We start from the raw sequence: 19,741 nt of genomic DNA on the forward strand, positions 1-19,741 counted from the left end.
GTCCCGCCAGCCGCTGGTGCGGTCTGCGGGACGACGGCGGGCGTGTGTTGCGGAGCTCGTTTCCGGATCGGGACCCGAGCCGGACACCTCCTAGCTGATCGCGGGGCCGGAATCGTTCAGCCAGGCCCATTCCGACCAGGCGGCGAAGCCGGTCTGCCACCGGTGATAGACGCCGGCGTGGCTGGTGCCGAACACTTCGATGCGACCGTCGGCGTTGTTGACCGCACCGATCGACGTGCCACCGCCACCGAAGTTCTCCCACTGCGAGAACGCCGCGTTCGGGCCGGTCTGCCAGGCATGGCTCGCGGTGGTGGCGTTGATCGCGAACACCTCGATCCGCCCGTCGGCCGACCGAGACGTGGCCAGCTCGGCGTTGGGGATCCCGCCGGTGCCGGTCCACGCCGACCACGAGGTCGGGCCGGTCTGCCAGCGACGGAATACACCGTCGGCGTTGGAGGCGAACACCTCGAGCCTGCCGTCCTGGTTGTAGCTGGCGGTGACGGCGCGTCCTCCGGTGCCGAAGTTCTCCCAGGCGGACCACCCGCCGTTGACGCCGGTCTGGTAGAGGTGCTCGAACGTCGAGTCGGACAGCGCGAACACCTCGAGTCGCCCATCAGGCGCGTTTTCCATGGCCAGTCGCGCGTTGGCCGGGCCGCCGTGGGTGCCTTCCCAGCCGGCCCAACCGCCGCTGGGCGCGGTCTGCCAGCGGTGGAACACACCGTCGGCGTTGGATGCGACCACCTCTATCCGGCCGTCTGCGTTGTTGCCCGCCGCCAGTCGGTGGCCCCCGGCGCCGAAGTTCTCCCAGGCGGACCACCCGGCACTGGACCCGGTCTGCCACATGTGGTCGAACGTACTGTCCGACAGCGCGAACAGCTCCAGCCGTCCGTCCGCATTGGACGCCACCGCCAGCTGGGCGTTGCGCGGACCACCCGCGAATTGCCACGGCGACCAAGCGCCGTTCACCGAAGTCTGCCACGCGTGATACACACCGTCGGCACCGGCGGCGAACGCCTCAAGGCGTCCGTCCGCGGACCGCCCGGACACGACCCGACCGGAGGCGTACGGGTGCTTGGGGCCGGCGCTCGTAGCGGACCACAACGCGTTGGCGATCAGCGTGGCGTCGCCCGCCTCGACCCCGTACAGGTAGCGCAGGTCCTCTCTCGGCTGCTGCACACGCCAGCACACCTCACCGATCGGCGCGTCGTTCCACGAGCCGCCCGAATACAGCTCTTCCATCGCGTCGAGGAAGGCGTTGGTGGCGTAGGCCGGGTCCAGACGCTGCTCCCGGCTGCCCCACCAGTCCTGCTGCTGGAACAGCCCGATGCTGGTGTAGTCAACGGCCTGGGCGTAGTTGTTCATGCTGGATTCCACGATGATCGTGGCGATGGCGATCGCCGCGGCCCTCGGGTTGAGCCCCCGGTCCTTCACCGCCTGCGTAACCATCCGCGCGCAGGACACCTTGTACGCGTTCAGATAGCCGGCCATCTTCGCGTTGAGCTGCGGGTTGAGCTGGTCGGCCATGACGCCGTCGGTGGCCGACGGACCGGCTGGATCGCACGGCGCGGTCGGAATGGCCAGGCCCTGTGGGCCACTGAAATACCGGGAGACACCGGACCGGTCGTCGCCAGGCCCCGGATCAGGTGCGGGCTGGGCGACGGCGACCGAGGCGGTCATCCCGATCACCAACGCCCACAGACTGGCCACCAAGGACAGTCTGGTGAATATGCGGTACAAGCCGCGTCTTTCCATGGTGTGCCTTCCGTCGTGAACTCCGGTCGTTGGCGGCCGACAGTAGGAAGCAGCTATGAAACACCCATGGAATCGCCCTCCCCGCGCGTTTCATCGGGATGTCATCGGCCACTGCCAATGTCGTGAGGCGTAGGCAGACCAACTGGGGAGGATCGAATGCGAGCAAAGAGGATTACGGCCGCGTTGGCTGGACTACTGCTGACGGCAGGGCTGTCGGTGGCACAGGCGTCCACGGCGCAAGCGGCAGCGGCAGCGGCTTCGTGCGAGGGGACCTACACGATCGTCGTCGGCGGTACGGGAAGTTCGTGGAACAACGACGGCTTCAGCGGCAACATCCAGCAGCACGTCGGGTACCCCACTCAGATTCCCAACGGCGCGAGCGCCCGGGCAGGCGTCAATGAGCTGAACCGGCTGGTGCGCGACCAACGTGCCGCGTGCCCGGGCCAGCACGTCAAGATGGGCGGGTACTCCCTGGGCGCCGCGGTGGTGCACACCTGGGTCACCGAGAACTGGCAGACCTTCGGCAACGTCAACGCCATTCTCATCGCGGATCCCAAGCGCCAGGGGGACCCCGGCGCCAACGGGGGATCCGTGCCGTTCGGCGGAATCATCGGCGCTCCGCTCGCAGGCGCGGACAGGTTTTTCGGCGACGTACCGGTCAAGACGATCTGCCACTGGGACTACGTCTGCGACGAATCCGCCGGCATCTGGACGTACCCGGACAACCACATCAGGAACTACCCCAACGACTTCAACATGGATCACCACAACGACGGCTCCAACGAGCAGTGGTACAACGGCGCCTGGTACCCCGCCGCCTGGTGATCACGGGCCGGTGGTGGAACCGGCCAAGGGGGTGAGGCCGAGGCCGGCTTCGTCACCGCGCAAAATCATCTGGTGCGCCCGCCGCAGCATGCGGCTCGGATGAACCCCGAGGTCGTCAGCGAGAAGGCGGCGGGCGCGCTCGAACACCGTCAAGGCGTCGGCCTGGCGTCCGTTCCGGTAAAGCGCCCGCATCAGCATCGCGGCCAACGGCTCGTTGAGGGGGTGCGCCACCGACAGGGCGAACAGCTCGGCGATCGCCTCCGAATCCTGGCCAAGGCGCAGCTGCCACTCCAACTTCCGCTGCACGATGGCGTTCCTGCGCTCCGTGAGCCGCAGCCGCTCCAGTTCGGCGAGCGGCCCCGGCAAACCGGCCAGGGGCTCTTCGTGAAACAGTTCCAGCGCCTGGGCACAGAGGCGGACCGCCTCAAGCGGTTCGCCCGCTCGATCGGCCTTCCCGATGCCGGTGACCAGCTCCTCCATGCGTGCCACGTCCAGGTCGACCGCGCCGGAGACCAACTGGTAACCACGGAGTCCGCGCTCGATGACCGAGTCCGGACCGCCCCCGACGCGCAGGGCCTTGCGTAATCGGTAGATGTACACCGGCACCACGTTCGCGACCGGCGGCTCCATCCCCCATACGTCATCGAGCAGTTCCTGCTGACTGAGGGACCGCCCCGCGCCCAGCGCCAGGGCCGCCAGGATGGCTTGCTGGCGCAGATGCCCCAGGTTCAGGGGCCGCCCGTCCCGCCATGCCTGCAGCGGCCCGAGCAGGGAGATCCGTACCTTCGGTCCCGCCGCTCGCACGGTGATGGTCCGTGGAACCGGTCTCACCGACCGCGTGCGGGGGCCACGTCCGGGGACGACCAGACCGCAGTCGAAGGCGTGGACGATGGCGGCGGCCCGGTCGCGCAGACCGAGCTTCACCAGGATCCGCGCGAGGTGCTCGGCCACGGCGTCCTCGGGGATGCCGAGGGCGGCGGCGATCTCGTCGTCCCGCAGGCCGCAGCCGACCGCGGAGAGCATCTGGCGCTCCTGATGCCTGAGCACGGTGGCGATAGGGCGGTCGGTCGTGACGGTCGTCGGCATCGCTGCTCCCCGGGCTCCGGACGCGTCGGTCTTGCGGGCGCCGTCGACAAGGTAGTGGGGGGAGCATCGGGCAAGGCATCCGGAACGATCCGGAGTGACACGCACGGCCGCATGTCATCCTCAAGCGCGCGTCGGCTGGTGGCGGGACTGGGGCGTTCGCACAGTGGGTGAGTGTGAGAGCGCGTGAGACGACGCCGCATCCGGCCGGACCAGGGGAGTGACTGTCCATGGGGACACACGCGCGGACCGAGTCCCCCGGCGAGCGGTGCCTGGTCACCGGGCCTGGTGGCTACATCGGCGGCTGGCTCGTGCCCGAACTGCTCGACGCCAGGTACGCCGTCCGCTGCCTGGCCCGCACCCCCTCCCACCTGCGCGACCACCCGTGGGCGGACCGCGTCGAGGTGGTGCGCGGCGACGTCACGGAGGTCGACAGCCTGTGCCCCGCCCTGCGCGAAGTAGAGGACGCGTACTACCTGGTGCACTCGATGACCTCCGGGCGGGACTTCGAGGAGAAGGACCGCCGCGCCGCTCGTACCTTCGCCTCGGAGGCCCGGGCGGCCGGGGTCCGCCCACTTGACGAAGTCGGGTGCGCCCGGCCGCTTCCCTGGCCTGGTCAGCCCGCCTCGGCGTCTGACCACCCGGGCGACGAGGCCGAGTTCGGCCTTCAGCTTCGCTCGGTGTTCACCGAGATGCGCCAGCCCTTGTGGACCAGCAGGATGAAGATCTTCAGTGATCCGTAGGTGCCACCCGACTCGGCGAAGGTCTCCTCGATATCGTCGGCCAGCCGCTGCCTGCGTAGTTCACGCCCGGTGGGCCGCCGGTCGCGCCACTTGTGGAAGAACGCGGTGGAACTGCGTGACCAGCGGACTGCCGTCCACGGCCTGGACCAGACCCCCGACCGCACCTCCACGATCGGGCCCAACCAGACCCGCCGAGACCAGTACCTCGCGGCCGGCGGGACGGTCGCCGTCGAGGTCAACATGGTGCCCTCCATAGCGCACGGCACCCCAGTGGAGCCGGGTAGCGGCGCCCAACAATGCGGGGCCACCGGGACCGCGAACTTCATTCGCTCGATCTGCTCCAGCTACTGGATCACCGGGTTCTTCGGCCTGGACGGTTCCGCCCCGGCCCCCGGAGGGCTCCCTGCCCCGGGCGGCCTGGCCACCACCGGCATCACCGACACCGCTGTCACCCTCAACTGGAACAGCGTGAGCGGCGCCGCGTCGTACGCGGTGTACCGGGACGGCGCCCGCGTCGCCACACCCACCGCTGCCCATTCACCGACACGGGCCTGAGCCCGGGCAGCAGCCACACCTACGCCGTGGCCGCCCGTGACAGCGCCGGAGTCGAGGGCGCCCGCTCGGCGGACATCAGCGCCACCACCACGGGCGCCGCCGCGAAGTGCTGGACCGCTAACAACTACCAGCAGGTCCAGGCCGGACGGGCCACGACCGACGGCAGCTACGTGTATGCCAAGGGCTCGAACCAGAACATGGGCCTCTGCAACACCTTCGCCACGCACACCCTGAAGGAGTCCCCGGCGGGCTACTACGTCATCGCCGACGGCACCCGTCCCTGACCTTAACCGCGCCCGAACTGCGGGGCGAGACATGCAGTCTCGCCCCGCAGCTGTGGTGTACGGCCCCACTCCCTAGGTCGGGGCTGTGGGGACCCTACCCCTGCCTGGAGTGGCTTCGTGCGGCATAGCGTCCCGCTTGCCCGCAGAAGCCACTCCACCGGAGGTACCTGTGCCCCTTGTGCTCACATCAGCATCACAGCCTGAAAGGCCGCGGCCGATGTCGCCTATCAGAATGCTGAGGCGGGCCGTCGCAGCGGCTGCGGCGCTGGTGACCCTTGCCGCCGTCCCTGCAACCGCCCAGGCCTTAAGCGGGGCGGCCTTGGGCGAATCCGGCCATTGCGCGACGATGTCCTGGCTGAGAGTGCCCGGCGCCGAACGCCAGGACAAATCCTGCCTGGACGAGCTGACCACGGCAGGGACCGTTGCCTCCGGGCATACCGACAAGGCCGACTGGGCGGGACTGACCCCGGCCGCCCTGGAAGTGCCGAGCGGCGTCCCCGGTATCCAGATCGACGGGTACTTCCCGGACACCTCGGCCAGCAACACCAACCACGGCTGGCAGCACGACGCACAGTTCGTTATCCGCCTGCCCGACCGGTGGAACGGCGGCCTGGTCATCGCCGGCTCCCCAGGAGTGCGCGAGCAGTACGCCAACGACCGAGCCATCGGAGACTGGGTACTGTCCCGCGGATACGCGTTCGCGGCAACGGACAAGGGCAACAACGGAGTCGCCTTCCACCGCGACGGCGCCGCGCCCGGTGACGCCATCGCCGAATGGAACACCCGGGTCACCCAGCTCACCCGCGCCGCCCGAACGGTGGTCGCGCAGCGATACCACCGGCCCCCGGCACGCACCCTGGCCACCGGCATGTCCAACGGCGGCTACCTCGTGCGCTGGCAGTTGGAGAACCATCCAGAGCTCTACGACGGAGGCGTCGACTGGGAGGGCACGCTCTGGCGCGAAGACGGGCCGAACCTGCTGACCTTCCTGCCGCCCGCACTCGCCGCCTACCCCGCATACGCGGCGGGAGGCGAAGGCGCCGACCGCGCCCACCAGCAGATGACCACCGCGGGCTTCCCGGCCGGCTCGGAGTTCCTGTGGCCCTTCCACCACCAGTACTACTGGGACCTCACCCAACGAATCTACCGCGAGGAACTCGACCCGGACTACGACGGCGCACAAGAGGCAGGAACCCCGTTCTGCACCCCGGGCACCCCTGCCTGCGACAGCGACTACGACTACGGCACCCGGCCTGCAGGTGTCCACGGCGCGGTGTCGAAGATCGCCCTGACCGGCCGGATCGGGAAACCCCTGATCACGGTGCACGGCACCCTGGACGTGCTGCTGCCGATCAGCCAGGACTCCGACGTATACGCCCGCATGGTCAACGACGCCGGCCGGAGCCACCTCTTCCGTTATTACCGCGTCGAGGGAGGAACGCACGTCGACTCGCTGTTCGATGCCTTCCCCGACAAGCTGCGGCCGCTGGTGGCGTGCCATCGCTCCGCCTTCACGGCGCTGGAGGGCTGGCTCGGCCGCAGCGTACAGCCGCCGACCAGCGCCACGCTGCCCCGCCCAGCCTCGGCCGGTCCCCAAACCCTGCTGACGAGCTGCCCGCTCACCCCGTAGAACCCTGCACTTCAGCAGGTCCGGAGCGGGGGTCCCCGGCCGGGGGACCCCCGCTCTTCCGCGTCCGCTAACCGCCGTCATGTCCGTCGTATGACGCCCGCAGCCACTCCCACTGGTGAAATCGCCACAGCGGTAATCGCGACTATGGCGGGCTCACACATGGGAGTGACACCCGGATGTCCCGCATGATTCCGGCCATGACAAGCGGAATCACTTCCCCGTTCGACGATCCTTCAGGTGTCGACCTGGCGGTCCGTACAGCCATGGTGACCGGCGCCGGCAGCGGCATCGGACGGGCCTGCGCTCAGGAGCTCGCCGCCGCCGGCGCCCCCGTCCACGTCGTGGACCTCGACGCGGAGGCGGCCAAGTCCGTCGCCGAAGAGATTGGCGGCCTGGCCCACGTGGTGGACTTGGCCCAGGCAGAGCTTGTGGGGGAACGTGCGGCAGGCTCTGGCGGAGCAGGAGGAACGGCCCGTGGACCATCACCTTCTGGATGGCCCACGGCATCGACCCGGAGCAGGTGGTCAGCGAAGTGATGCTCAGCCGCTCCGCGATCAAGCGAATGATCGAACCGCAGGAAGTCGCAGCCGTAGCCGTATGGCTCTGCGGACCGAACACCGGATACATCACCGGCGCCTCCATCCCCGTGGACGGCGGCTGGAGGCGCCGCCTGACCGGCCCGCCCCGCACACCCTCGCTAGACCGCTCCCAGCCGAAAAGTGTTACCCCGCCATGGCAACCCAGGCAACCCAGGCAACCCAGGGATCCAGAGGCGGCATCGGCCGCGTCATCAGCGTCAGCCTCATAGGCACCACCATCGAGTGGTACGACTTCTTCCTCTACGGCTCCGCCGCCGCCCTCGTGTTCAACAAGCTGTTCTTCCCCAGCAGTGAGCCCCTGGTCGGGACCCTCCTCGCCTTCCTCACCCACGCCATCGGCTTCGCGGCCCGCCCGATCGGCGGCATGGTCTTAGAAGCCGTAGTTCAATCGATCATGTGGCCTGGCGGTCGATCTGATGTTCCTCGCGTCGATCCCGGATAGGTGATCTTCATGGGGCGGGGCATGAAAGCAGGGCCTCTTGGAAGCGAGTGGTTGTCGAGATCACCGTTTCCAGGAGGCCCTGTTGTTCCAGTTCACCGCATCGATGGGGCCGGTGGCCAGTGGTTCGGCGCGGTCGTGTGACTGTCTCGCGCACGTGTACGGAAACGCGGCCGATCAGCCCGGCCGTGAGCGTCGGTACCCGACGGACATGACGGACGCGGAGTGGGCGCGGGTGCGCCCGTTGCTGCCGGTCCCGGCGTGGCTGGGCAAGCAGGCGGGCCGGCCGGAGTCTTATTGCCACCGGCAGATGGTCGACGCGGTGCGCTACGTCGTCGACAACGGTGTCAAGTGGCGGGCGATGCCCGCAGACTTCCCCTGCTGGGAGCGGGTGTACGCGTTCTTCCGCCGGTGGCGGGAGCAGGGGTTGATCGCGGAGTTCCACGACCGGCTGCGCGAGCAGGTGAGGGCGCGGGCGGGCAGGAACGTGGAGCCGAGCGCGGGAATCGTGGACTCACAGTCGGTGAAGGCCGCCGCCAACGTTCCGGCCGCCTCACGGGGTTACGACGGAAACAAGAAGATCAACGGGAGGCGTCGGCACATTGTGACCGACGTCCTGGGTCTGCTGCTGAGCGTCCACGTCGCCCCTGCTGACATCGGTGACCGTGACGCGTTCCAGGCCCTCCTGCCCTTCCTGAGCAAGAGATTTCACCGGCTCCGTCTCATCTGGGCCGACGGCGGCTATACCGGCCCTGTCCTCGCCGGTGCGGCGAAGGCGCTGAACATCGTGCTGGAGGTCGTCAAGCGCAGTGACGACACCAAGGGCTTCAAGATCCTTCCCCGCCGCTGGGTGGTGGAACGGTCTTTCGGCTGGCTGATGCGCTCGCGCCGTCTGGCCCGCGACTTCGAGACCACGACCGTCAGCGCCGAAGCGATGATCCTGTGGTCGATGACCATGGTCATGAGCCGTCGCCTCGCTGGCCGTCCGCGAGCGTGAACCGTCCCGCCCGCACCTCGGTCAGCCATCCACGGGCCACCATCTTCTTCGCCTTCGACCGCACCCCCTCCACCTTCGCCGGCACCAACTCCAGGCCCAGCCCACCGGCGATCTCCCTGCAGATCATCGACCGGTCACCATCCGCCCCGCCGGCCTCCCGGCCGACCAGAACACCGATGATGCGCTGATAGTCCGGCGGGAGCGCGGAGGCCGACAGGTCCGCCCGCCATTGCGGCACCATCGAACCCGACACCGTCACCGACGGGTCGGGCCGCGACTCCCCTCCCACCTCGACCGCCACGGACCCGTGGTCCACGCTCAAGGCGTCATCGAGCTCTTCCAACGCGACGACCTTCCGTTCCCAGAACGTCTCGGCCTCCCGCAGCGCGGCCAGGACCCGCTCGGCCTCCTCGCGCAGCAGTTCCACCCGCTGCCTCGCCGCACGTTCCCGCTCCTCGAACAGCCCTTTCACCGACGGCATCCCCGCACCTCCACGCTCGGACAATCATGACGCCCGAACCCTTCCGCGCTCAGCCCACTTCATACCTGACCAGCGGAAACGCAACCCTCAAGACCCTTTTAGCAACAGCTTCTTACGCCTGACGAGGGCGAGCGATCGTGACGCTCATTTGACGCACGGAGCCCCGCTTGGAACCTCTCTATGGCATCTGACCTGGGGTTTCTTTAGCTGGATATCATTTCCGCCACTTCTCGATGACGCATCACGTGGAGCTTCCGCGCTCGGGTACCTTGGCGGCTGTCTTAACGGGAGGTTGGCGGACACCAACAAGGACAACCCCGACCGTCAGGTGCGGCTGAACTCCTGGGCTGACACGGCGCGGCCGGTGGGGTTCGACCGGCGATTGGGGCCGCGCGCCTCGCGCCTCCGGCTCCCTCACGGCCACGATCGTGGACAGACCGTGTGCGCAGTAACTGGTCCAGCCGGTTTGGCGGTTGAGCCGTTCCAGCTGGTCCACTAGGTGGCCGGTGAAGTGTCCAGGTGCCTCGCGGAAGGTGCCTCGTGCAGTGTCGCCTCGCCCGTGATGCGGACGCCGGTGCGCTGACCAGGACGCACGGACACGGGACCGGTGACACGGATGCCGACCGGGTCGCCCAGGCCGTCGACGGAGACGGTGACCATCGCATCGTGGCCGTAGAAGACCACATCGGTCACGGTGCCCTGGACCGCTCCGGCGCTTTCGGTGAGCCGCAGCTGCTCGGGCCGCAGCAGCACCGTGCCGTCGCGGCGGCCCCCGGAGGGCGTTGCGAGGGGGAGACGTCCCAGCGCGGTCGAGGCAGTGCCGTCGTCGGTGGTGCAGGCCAGCAGCACGGTGTCACCGACGAAGCGGGCCACCCAGGGGTCGGCGGGGTGGTGGTAGACCTCCTGGGGCGTGCCGCACTGGGCGACGCGTCCGTCCCGTACGACCGCGACGAGGTCCGCCGTGGAGAGGGCCTCCTGCTGATCGTGGGTGACCAGGACGCCGGTGGCGCCGGTGGCGCGCAGCGCGGCTCGGACGTCCGCCCGGACCCCTGCGCGCAGGGCGCTGTCCAGCGCGTTGAACGGCTCGTCCAGCAGCACCAGGGCTGGCTCCGGCGCCAGGGCGCGGGCCAGGGCGATGCGTTGCTGCTGGCCGCCGGACAGTTCGTGCGGCATCCGGTCGCCGTATCCGCGCAGGCCGACGAGTTCGAGCATTTGCTCCATACGGTCGCGCCGCTTGCCGCGATCGAGGCCGGACAAGCCGAAGGCGATGTTGCGGGCGACGCTCAAGTGCGGGAAGAGCGCGCCCTCCTGGGGCACGATGCCGATACGCCGGCTCTCCGGGGGCAGGTGAACCCCGGGGGCCGTCAGGGTGCGCCCGCCCACCCTGACGGTGCCCGCGTCGGCCCGCAGGAAGCCGGCGATGATGCGCAGCAGGGTGGTCTTGCCGCAGCCGGACGGGCCCAGTACGGCCGCCAGGGCGCCGCCGGGAACGGTCAGGTCGAGGCCGTCGAGGACAGGTGCCCGGTCCGGGTTGCCCCGGCCGTAGGCCTTGGACACTCCGGTGATCCGCAGATCGTTCATGTGCGGTGCCTCCCAAGGAGGTAGGAGGGGATGGCGGCAAGCAGGATCAGTGCCGCGGCGTACGGTGCGGCGGCCGCGAACGACCCCGTTCCGGTCTCCGTCCAGAGCCGGGTGGCGAGAGTGTCCATGCCGGTGGGGCGCAGCAGCAGGGTGGCGGGCAGTTCCTTCATGCACACCACGAAGGTGAGTGCGGCGCCGGCGGCGACCCCCGGCGCGGCCAGCGGCATGGTGATCTCCCGCAGCACACGTAGCGGCCCGCGGCCGAGCGAGCGGGCGACGTCCTCCAGCACCGGCGGGGACTGAAGCACGGCGGCCCGGGTGGCGGCGACCGCGACCGGCAGGAAGAGCACGGCGTACGCGCAGACCAGCAACGGGTATGCCTGGTAGAGCGGTTCGGCGTAGCGGACTGCGAAGAAGACCAGCGACAGGGCGACGGTGATGCCCGGAAGCGCGTGGCCCGCGTAGGCGGACTGCTCCAGCAGATGCGCGGCCCGGCCCCGGTGGCGGGCCGCGATCACTCCCACGGGCAGGGCGAGCACTGTGGTGAGGGCGGCGCCCGCGGCGGCGACGCCGAGGGTCGTGCCGGCGATGTCCAGCAGCCCGGCCGGGTCCCAGGTCGCGGAGTTGCCGACGGCGAGCCAGTAGCCGAGGGTGCCCAGCGGAATGAGGACGGCGACCGCCGTGACCGCCGCACACCAGGCCACCGCGGGGGCCCGCCACCGGCCCAGCGTTGCGGGGACGGCGGGGCGCGCGGTGCCGGTGCCCGTCCTGGCGTGCCCCGCGCGGCCGCGGGTGCGCGCCTCGGCGGCGACCAGGGCGATGGTCATCACGACCAGGACGACGCTGAGCGCGGCGGCCGGGGTCCGGTCGAAGCTGGCCCGGTAGGAGGTGTAGATGCCGCGGGTGAAGGTGTCGTACCGCATCAGGGACACCGCCCCGAAGTCGGAGAGTACGTACAGCGCGACCAGCACCGCGCCCCCGGCCGCGGCGGGGCGTGCCTGCGGCAGCGTGACGCGCAGAAAGGTGCGCAACGGGCCGGTGCCGAGCGAGCGGGAGACCTCCTCCTGCGCCGGATCCGCGCCGCGCAGCGAGGCCGTGACGGGCAGATAGACGTAGGGGAAGCTCACCAGGGTCAGTGCGAGCGCCGACCCGGTGAAGCCCGCCAGCTGCGGGAAGGCGGACAGCCAGGCGAAGGCCGCGACATAACTGGGCACCGCCAGCGGCAGCGTTACCAGCACCGACCAGGCCCTGGCGCCGGGCAGGGCGGTCCGCACGGTCAGCCAGGCCAGCGAAATGCCGAGCAACAGGCTGGCCGTGACGACCACGGCAGCCAGTCCCAGGCTGCGGCCGAGCAGCTCGACCGTGCGCTCGTTGGCGACGACGTCCCACGCGAAAGCGGGGCCGCGCTCCAGGGAGCGGACCGCGAGATAGCCGAGCGGCAGCAGCGCGAGCACCGCCGCTGCGACGGCGGGCACGACCAGGACGAGCGGCGGGCGGCGCTCGGCGCGCAACCGCCCGGCCGGCACGGGAGGGCCGGGCGGGCGGGCGGCGGGTCCCGCCTGCACAACGGGATCCGGGATCTGCATGACGGCTCAGACCATCCCGACGTCCTGCAGCATCTTCAGGGTCTCCTGAAGCGATTCGAGCCTGCCGAGGTTGATCTTGGGGGTGTCGAGAGAGTCCAGCGGGGGCAGGCCCTCGACCGTGCTGGTGACGCCGGCGGCCAGGGGGTATTCCTTGGTGTCGTCGGCGAAGTATGTCTGCGCCTTCTTGGAGAGCAGGAAGTCGACGGCCTTCTGCGCCGCCGGGGCCTGGTCGCTGCCCTTGAGGATGCCGACACCGGCCGCGTTGACGAGCGAACCCGGGTCCCCGCCGGGCAGGAAGTGGATCTTCGCGCCGACCTTGTCCGCGCCCTTCTCGGCGACCTGCTCGTACCAGTAGTAGTGGTTGACCAGTCCGAGGGAGACCTCTCCCTGGCCGACCGCGTCCAGCACCTTGAGGTTGTTCTCGTACACCTTGGGGTCATTGGCCTTGAGGCCCCTGAGCCAGGTGCGCGTGGCGTCGTCGCCCTCAAGAACGCGCATACCGGTGACGAAGGCCTGGAAGGAAGCGTTGGTCGGGACGTAACCGACCTTGCCCTTCCACTCCGGCTTCGTCAGCTCGTGCACACTGTCCGGCACTTCGGTGACCTGGCCGGGGTGGTACGCGAGGACGCGGACGCGCCCCGAGGTGCCGACCCAGTCGCCCGCGCCGCCGCGGAACGACGGCGTCACCCGGTCCAGTGACGACTGCGGGAGCTTCTTGAGCAGGCCCTTCGTGGAGAGGGCCCCGAGGGCGCCGGCGTCCTGGGAGAAGAATAGGCCGGCTTTGGTCTTGTCGCCCTCCTCCTGGATCTGGGCGGCCAGTTCGGCACTGTCGCCGTATCGGACGGCGACAGTGGTGCCGATGGCCTTCTCCAGATCGTCCAGGAGCGGCTTGACGAGGTTCTCGTTGCGGCCGGAGTAGATGACGAGCCCGGCGTCGTCCTCGGCGTTGCTGCAGCCCGCAGCGGTGGCGACAAGGGTCGCTGCCGCGCACAGCGCGGTCAGACGTCGGGCCAAGGGGCGTCGCATGCGAAGCCTTTCTGCATGGCTCACTGCCGCCGCGCGTCGCGTCGTCAGGGAGCGAGCGGCGTAGCGGGCCGCGGAGGAACCTGGGAACGCCCAATAAATAAGGTAAAGCTAACCTAAACGTCAAGGGTGACGTATGTAACGTTCCGGCGGCGTCGCGCGGGCGGCGGAGCCGACCCTACCTGTTCTTTGCCTGTGCACGCGCAGTGGCTCGGCCGTGACGCTTCTGTGACTACCCAATCAGGTAAGGCTTTCCTAAGATGCGATCGTGAAAGCCCCTTCCGGCCTGCTCCCAGGCACCAGGACCGTCCCGTTCGCCCGCGGCCTCGCGGCCCATGGCGACCGCACGGCCGTCATCACCGCCGACGGCCCGGTGTCGTACCGCGAGCTTGCCGTACGGGTGGAAGCGACGGCCCGCCGCCTCGGCCGCGACCGCCGCCTGGTCCTGCTCGTCGCCGCCCACACCGTCGACGCTCTCGTCGTGCATCTCGCGGCCCTGACGGCGGGACATCCCGTCCTGCTGGTGCCGGGCGACCACCCCGAGGCCGTGCGGGCGTTGACCGACGCGTACGACCCGGATGTCGTGGCGCACACGGTCGGCGGGACGTGGGTGCTCGAAGAGCGGCGCGCGGTGTCCGCGCACACCCTGCACCCCGACCTCGCCCTGCTGCTGAGCACCTCCGGCTCGACCGGATCCCCGAAGCTCGTCCGGCTCTCGCACGACAATCTGCAGGCCAACGCCGAATCCATCGCCGAGTACCTGAGCATCCGGGACACCGACCGCGCCGCGACCACGCTGCCGATGCACTACTGCTACGGCCTTTCCGTCATCCACAGCAACTTGCTGCGCGGCGCCGGGGTGATCCTCACCGGCCTCTCGGTCGCCGATCCCTGCTTCTGGGAGCTGTTCCGCACCGCCCGCGGGTCCGGCCTCGCCGGAGTCCCGTACACCTTCGACCTGCTCGACCGGGTCGGCTTCGCCGGGATGGAACTGCCTCACCTGCGTTACGTCACCCAGGCGGGCGGACGCCTGGCGCCCGACCGGGTCGCGCGCTACGCCGCCCTGGGCCGCGCCTCGGGGTGGGACCTGTTCGTGATGTACGGCCAGACCGAGGCGACGGCCCGCATGGCCTACCTGCCGCCGGACCTCGCAGAAACCCGCCCCGAAGCGGCGGGGATCGCGATCCCGGACGGCTCCTTCCGGCTCCAACCGCTGCCCGAATGGCCCGGGGAGGCCACCGGCGAGCTGGTGTACGCGGGGCCCAACGTGATGCTCGGCTACGCCGAGAACGCGGAGGACCTCCGGCTGGGCCGGACAGTCGACGAGCTGCACACCGGGGACATCGCCCGGCGTGCCCCCGACGGTCTGTACGAACTGGTCGGGCGCCGCAGCCGGTTCGCGAAGATCCTGGGCCTGCGGATCGACCCCCAGCAGGTGGAGGTGATGCTGGAAGAACGCGGCATCACCTCGTGCTGCGCCGGTGCCGACGACGCACTGGCCGTGATCGTCACGGGCGATCCTGACACGGTCGACGCCGCTCGGGTGCGGAGACTGGTGAGCGGCGAATGCGGTCTGCCGCCACGCGCCGTACACGTCCGTGTCCTCCCCGCATCCGAACTGCCCCGGCTCGCCACGGGCAAGCCCGACTACCGGGCGATACGTGAGCTGGCCCGGCCCGAAGCCCCGGCCGGCGCGGCGATACCCGCGCCCGGCCCTGGGACATCACCCCGTGAACCCGTCGACCTGCGCGGGCTGTACGCGCGGATCCTCGACCGGGACGACGTCACTGCGGACAGCAGCTTCGTGGGGCTGGGAGGCGATTCGCTGTCGTACGTCGAGATGTCACTGAACCTCGAAGAGGTACTGGGGCGCCTGCCCGATCATTGGCACACGCTCCCCATCCGTGAACTCCAGCGTCCGCCCCGGCAGCCGGCCGCCGAGCGGCGCGGCACCCGCCGCCGCACCCTGGAGACCGGCGTCGCCCTGCGGGCCGTCGCCATCGTGCTCATCGTCGGCTCCCACGTCCACCTCTTCACGGTCAAGGGCGGCGCACATGTGCTGCTGGGCGTCGCCGGGTACAACTTCGCCCGCTTCCACCTCGGTTCCGCCGGCCGTCGCTTGCGACTGCGGAACATGGGACGGAGCATCGCGAGGATCGCCGTGCCGAGCATGGCCTGGCTCGCGTTGATGATGCTCGTCACCGACGACTACCGCTGGACCGGCGTCCTGATGCTCACCAGCCTCCTCGGCCCCAACGACGGCTTCTGGTTTATCGAGGCCCTGCTCTACATGCTGGTCGTCGTGGCCGCGCTGCTGGCCGTGCCATGGGCGGACCGAACCGAGCGGCGATTCCCGTTCGCCCTTCCCACGGCCCTGATGGCGCTGGGACTGATCGGCCGCTACGACCTCTTGGGCCTCGACGCCCGGGGGCACGTTCCCCTGGTGGTCACCGTCTGCTGGCTGTTCGCCATGGGCTGGGCTGCCGCGAAGGCGGCCACCGCGGGGCAGCGGTTGCTGCTGAACGCGACGGCCCTGGCCACCGTGCCGGGCCTGTTCAGCGGGGAGCCCGCTCGGGAAGTGGTCGTCATCGTCGGTCTGACCCTGCTGATCTGGGTCAGGAACGTACCGAGCGTGGCCTTCGTCAATCGCGTCGCGGGCGTACTCGCCGGAAGTTCGCTCTACATCTATGTCACGCACTGGCAGGTCTTCCCGCGCCTGGAGGACCAGTACGCGGTGGTCGCGACGGCCGCCTCGCTCCTCGTTGGCATCACGTACGCCGCCCTGGCAACCCGCGTGATGCGGTGGCGGCCCTCCCTGCGGGGCTGGGGTACGGCGCCGCGGAGATCGACCGGATACCCCCCAGCCGCGCAGTACGACCGTGAAGCTGCGCCCGTACGCGTGACGGGTGTCGAAGTCCGGCCGGGTTCCGCCGGGGACCCGGCTCACCCGTACCTTGCCGTCCGAGGTGAACTTCCGGAGCGACCGGCCGCGGATCAGGACGCTCAGCCTGTCCCGGCCCATGGTCGGGTCCGACACGGCGACGGCGGTCGGGCCGCGCCGCACACGCTGCACGATCGCTGACGCCGGCACCTGGACGCGCGTCCCGGCGGCCTCGTGGCGGCCGGGCGTGAAGGTCCGTGAGGGTCGACGGGCGCGGTTTTCTCCGCAGGGCTCTCGGATCGGGTGTGCCGCAGCTGCCGACGCGCGCGGAGGTCGACTCCGTGCTCGCCATGCCCACGTACGACACCGCGCCCTGGAACAGCGCGTCGGACGGGTTCCGCAACCACCTGGAGGGCTGGCGCGGCGTCAACCTGCACAACCGGGTGCACGTCTGGGTGGGCGGTCAGATGGCCACCGGCGTCTCGCCCAACGACCTGCCGGCCGCGGGGACGTCCAACGTCGTGGACCTCCATGACGTCATGCGCCCCTGGAACGGCGTGACGCCGGCCGACATGCTGGATCACACCAAGCACTACACCTTCGACACCGCGGCGTAACTCCGACCGCCCGGGCCTTCGTCGGGGCGATCCTCCGGGGGCTCGGAGGGGCTGCCCCGACGAAGGCGGGCGGCAGGACGTAGGCGCGGCAGGGCGTCACCGCCAGGGGGTACCACCGCCGCTGCGGCTCAGAGGGTGGTCAGTTCGTAGAAGCCCCTGCCGAAGGTGGCCGCGACCAGCCGGTGGTGCCCGGCGTCGTACTCGATGTCGTCCACCGGGACCGCGGGCATGCCCCGGCCCAGGCGCAGCCAGTGCCGCCCGTGCGACGTGGAGGCGAACACGCCCTGGTCGGTGCCGACGTACAGAAGGCCGCCGCGCGCGACGACGAGGTCGTTGACGGGTGCGTCCGGCAGGTTGCCGGACAGGTCGTTCCAGTGCTTGCCGCCGTCCGTGCTGCCGTACACATGAGCCAGGTTGGACCCGGCGCGGTAGGCGGAGTGTGTCGTGTAGACGCGGTCCCGGTCGCGCGGGTCGACCACGACGCGGGTCACCCAGGGGCGGCCTTCCGCCAGCTTCGTCCAGGTCGTACCCAGGTCCCGGGTGACCCAGACGCGTCCGTCGTCGGTGCCGGCGTAGACGGTGCGGCCGTCGGACGCCGGGGCGATCGAGGTGATCGTCCCGTAGTTGGTGTAAAGCGGGTCGGGGCCCGGGCCGCCGGACAGATCGGGGCTGATGGGCTGCCAGGTCTCGCCGCCGTCCGTGGAGCGGTTGAGTACCTCGGAGCCGTAGTAGAGGATCTTCGGATCGCGTGGGTCGAAGACAACGGGGGTGAACCAGTTGCGGCGTTTGAACGTGGTCCGGTCGGCGAAGTAGGCGAGGGTGTCACCGCCGTCGGTGGACCGGAAGCAGTTGCCGTACTGGTAGCAGGCGAACACATTACTGACGTCGGTGGGGTTGATGAGGTTCTCCTCGCCGTCCCCGCCGAGGTATTCGTTGAATCCGTTCCCGCCCCAGGAGCGCAGCGAGCCGTTGTCCTGGGAGCCGCCGGATATCCGTGAGGTGTCCTGCGGGCTGATCGCCGCGCTGTAGAGCTGGGTGTACGGCTCGTGGCGGGCCTTGACCCACCCGCCGTCCCCGTTTGCGTCGGAGCGGTAGACGCCGCCGTCATTGCCCAGGTAGACGCGGCCGGGCCGGCGTGGGTCCCAGACCATCGCGTGCTGGTCGACATGGATGGTGGTGTCGTCGTACGTCCAGGTCGCGCCGGCGTCCTTCGAGGCCAGCAGCGGTACCCCGGCGACCTGCACATGGTCGGCGTCCTTGGGGTCGGCCCATACCTTGCCGAACCACCAGCCGAAGGTCGACTGGGAGTTGGTGAGGTTCTTGTCGGCCGGTTTCCGGATCCAGTTGTCGCCCCCGTTGGTGGAGGTGTAGAAGCCCTCGAAGGGGCCGCTGGTCCTGTTGACGATGGCGTAGACCCGGTCGCCCGCGACGGCGAGGCCGATCCGCCCGATGTCCGGGCTCTGTGCGGGCAGGCCGCCGCCGAGCCGCTGCCAGGTACTGCCGCCGTCGCCGCTGCGGAAGACGCCGGAGCCCACGCCGCCGTAGGTGCGCAGTTCGGGCGTCCGGCGGTGGTCCCACATGACGGCGTACAGCTCTTGGCCCTGGACGATCACTTCGGTGGCGCCGGTGAACTCGTTCGCCCCGGTGAGGATGCGCTGCCAGGTGTTCCCGCCGTCCTCGGAACGGTAGACGCCGCGGTCACCTCCGCCGTTGTAGAGCGACCCGGCCGCGGCTACGTAGATGCGACGCGGGTCGCCGGGGTCCACCGTGATCGCGCTGATCGCACCGGAGTCGCGCAGCCCGATCGGGCGCCAGTGGGCCCCGCCGTCGGTGCTGCGGTAGAGCCCAGTTCCCTCGTAAGTGATGCTGCCGCCACCGGGGTTGGGCTCGCCGGTTCCGGCGTACAGGGCGCCGTCGGGCCCCGTGGCGACCGCTCCCATCGCCTGGGTCCAGCTGTCCGGCCACGCGGACTCGAAGGTCTGCCCGGCGTCCGTGCTGCGCCATATCCCGCCGCTGGCCGCGGCGGCGTACACGGTGTCGGCACGCTTGGGGTCGAGCGCCAGCGAGACGATGCGCCCGCCGATGTTGGTCGGCCCGACCGACTTCCACCGTCCGCCGACGGTGGGCAGCCGGTCGGCCTGCGCTGCGGCGTTCTCGTGGGCGTGGCGCGGGATCGGCTGTCCCGGCATCGTCTTCTGCAGATACCGGTACTCGGCCGGCGCGGCGGGTCCGCGAACGGGCCGGTACACCTCGGGCGGGCCGGGAGGTGCGGCGGTCGCCGGCGCCGTGACCATCAAGGCGATCGTCAGGACGCACGTGAGCGGGGCGAGGAGCAGGTGAAGCAGACGTCTTCGCACGGGCACCCTCTTCTTCGTCATGGGCATTTCAAGCCGTGCTGACGTTATGGGAGGGAGCGGTGCAACAGAAGGCCACTAATTGGACGTTGTGGCGGACGGGGAGAGGTGCATGTCAGGGGAGCTGGGGAGTTGACGGGGCGGGCGCCGGCCGGCGGAGCCAGTCGTACGCCGCCCGCGCGGTGAACTCGTCCTGCCCGCCGGGGAAGATCAGCTCGGCGGCGGGAAACGCCGGGTCGCCCTGGGTGCCGCGCATCGCAGGGGGATAGAGATGGCGATCCGGTCACTCGACGGCCGCTTCTGCGCATTTG

Annotated in this window: 13 protein-coding genes and 4 pseudogenes; 9 read left to right on the plus strand and 8 right to left on the minus strand. The window is 70.0% G+C overall.

The features are described 5' to 3' along the window. Window positions 1–90: 90 nt before the first annotated feature. Window positions 91–1,752: a PLL family lectin gene (locus tag ABCR94_RS18150; RefSeq protein ID WP_347120375.1), complete on the minus strand. Its 1,662-nt coding sequence runs from the start codon at window positions 1,750–1,752 to the stop codon at window positions 91–93. Window positions 1,753–1,908: 156 nt separating this feature from the next. Here ABCR94_RS18150 and ABCR94_RS18155 point away from each other — a divergent pair, with 156 nt between their 5' ends. Then, entirely contained in the window at window positions 1,909–2,577 is a 669-nt protein-coding gene (locus ABCR94_RS18155) for a cutinase family protein (RefSeq protein WP_347120376.1), read from the plus strand. Here the strand turns inward: ABCR94_RS18155 and ABCR94_RS18160 are convergent, their stop codons facing one another. Further along, window positions 2,578–3,663 carry a BTAD domain-containing putative transcriptional regulator gene (locus ABCR94_RS18160; RefSeq protein WP_347120378.1) on the minus strand — a complete coding sequence of 362 codons (1,086 nt, stop codon included), beginning with the start codon at window positions 3,661–3,663 and terminating at the stop codon, window positions 2,578–2,580. A gap of 227 nt (window positions 3,664–3,890) precedes the next feature. On the opposite strand from ABCR94_RS18160, the gene ABCR94_RS18165 reads away from it, so the two are divergent. The 6 genes and pseudogenes from ABCR94_RS18165 to ABCR94_RS18195 all read left to right on the plus strand — a co-directional run bounded on the left by ABCR94_RS18165 (window position 3,891) and on the right by ABCR94_RS18195 (window position 8,907). Beyond that, a complete protein-coding gene (locus ABCR94_RS18165) occupies window positions 3,891–4,403 on the plus strand; it encodes an NAD(P)H-binding protein (protein ID WP_521977231.1) in 513 nt (170 codons plus the stop codon). A 96-nt stretch (window positions 4,404–4,499) separates the two neighbouring features. Continuing rightward, window positions 4,500–5,242, plus strand: a pseudogene (locus ABCR94_RS39125) (extracellular catalytic domain type 1 short-chain-length polyhydroxyalkanoate depolymerase); the annotation flags it as partial. Window positions 5,243–5,459: 217 nt separating this feature from the next. Continuing rightward, window positions 5,460–6,872 carry a tannase/feruloyl esterase family alpha/beta hydrolase gene (locus tag ABCR94_RS18180; protein WP_347120382.1) on the plus strand — a complete coding sequence of 471 codons (1,413 nt, stop codon included), beginning with the start codon at window positions 5,460–5,462 and terminating at the stop codon, window positions 6,870–6,872. A gap of 197 nt (window positions 6,873–7,069) precedes the next feature. Beyond that, window positions 7,070–7,542 (plus strand): annotated as a pseudogene (locus tag ABCR94_RS18185) (SDR family oxidoreductase); the annotation flags it as partial. A gap of 62 nt (window positions 7,543–7,604) precedes the next feature. After that, a pseudogene (locus tag ABCR94_RS18190) lies at window positions 7,605–7,841 on the plus strand (MFS transporter); the annotation flags it as partial. 280 nt (window positions 7,842–8,121) lie between these two features. After that, entirely contained in the window at window positions 8,122–8,907 is a 786-nt protein-coding gene (locus ABCR94_RS18195; protein WP_347117076.1) for an IS5 family transposase, read from the plus strand. On the opposite strand, the gene ABCR94_RS18200 is transcribed toward ABCR94_RS18195, so the two are convergent. From ABCR94_RS18200 to ABCR94_RS18215, 4 genes are all read right to left on the minus strand, one after another. Further along, the gene (locus ABCR94_RS18200) at window positions 8,870–9,388 is read right to left on the minus strand and encodes a zinc ribbon domain-containing protein (protein WP_347117077.1); all 519 of its coding nucleotides are present in this window, start codon (window positions 9,386–9,388) and stop codon (window positions 8,870–8,872) included. The genes ABCR94_RS18195 and ABCR94_RS18200 overlap by 38 nt on opposite strands. Window positions 9,389–9,883: 495 nt before the next feature. Further along, complete coding sequence (locus ABCR94_RS18205; RefSeq protein ID WP_347120384.1) at window positions 9,884–10,969, minus strand: ABC transporter ATP-binding protein; 1,086 nt, start codon at window positions 10,967–10,969, stop codon at window positions 9,884–9,886. Then, window positions 10,966–12,555: an ABC transporter permease gene (locus ABCR94_RS18210; RefSeq protein ID WP_347120386.1), complete on the minus strand. Its 1,590-nt coding sequence runs from the start codon at window positions 12,553–12,555 to the stop codon at window positions 10,966–10,968. The genes ABCR94_RS18205 and ABCR94_RS18210 overlap by 4 nt, the downstream gene beginning before the upstream one ends. Before the next feature lie 6 nt (window positions 12,556–12,561). Then, on the minus strand, window positions 12,562–13,581 hold the full coding sequence (locus ABCR94_RS18215; RefSeq protein ID WP_347120388.1) for an iron ABC transporter substrate-binding protein: 1,020 nt from the start codon (window positions 13,579–13,581) through the stop codon (window positions 12,562–12,564). A gap of 265 nt (window positions 13,582–13,846) precedes the next feature. Here ABCR94_RS18215 and ABCR94_RS18220 point away from each other — a divergent pair, with 265 nt between their 5' ends. Next, complete coding sequence (locus tag ABCR94_RS18220) at window positions 13,847–16,660, plus strand: AMP-binding protein (RefSeq protein ID WP_347120389.1); 2,814 nt, start codon at window positions 13,847–13,849, stop codon at window positions 16,658–16,660. A 53-nt stretch (window positions 16,661–16,713) separates the two neighbouring features. Then, a pseudogene (locus tag ABCR94_RS18225) lies at window positions 16,714–17,076 on the plus strand (tyrosinase family protein); the annotation flags it as partial. 128 nt (window positions 17,077–17,204) lie between these two features. Here ABCR94_RS18225 and ABCR94_RS18230 read toward each other — a convergent pair. Together ABCR94_RS18230 and ABCR94_RS18235 are read right to left on the minus strand one after the other, a co-directional pair. Next, entirely contained in the window at window positions 17,205–19,433 is a 2,229-nt protein-coding gene (locus tag ABCR94_RS18230; RefSeq protein ID WP_347120391.1) for a glycosyl hydrolase, read from the minus strand. Window positions 19,434–19,545: 112 nt separating this feature from the next. Then, window positions 19,546–19,686: a hypothetical protein gene (locus ABCR94_RS18235; protein ID WP_347120393.1), complete on the minus strand. Its 141-nt coding sequence runs from the start codon at window positions 19,684–19,686 to the stop codon at window positions 19,546–19,548. Window positions 19,687–19,741 lie beyond the last annotated feature (55 nt).

It is taken from the genome of Streptomyces changchenzhani (assembly GCF_039766235.1).
GTDB lineage: Bacteria > Actinomycetota > Actinomycetes > Streptomycetales > Streptomycetaceae > Streptomyces.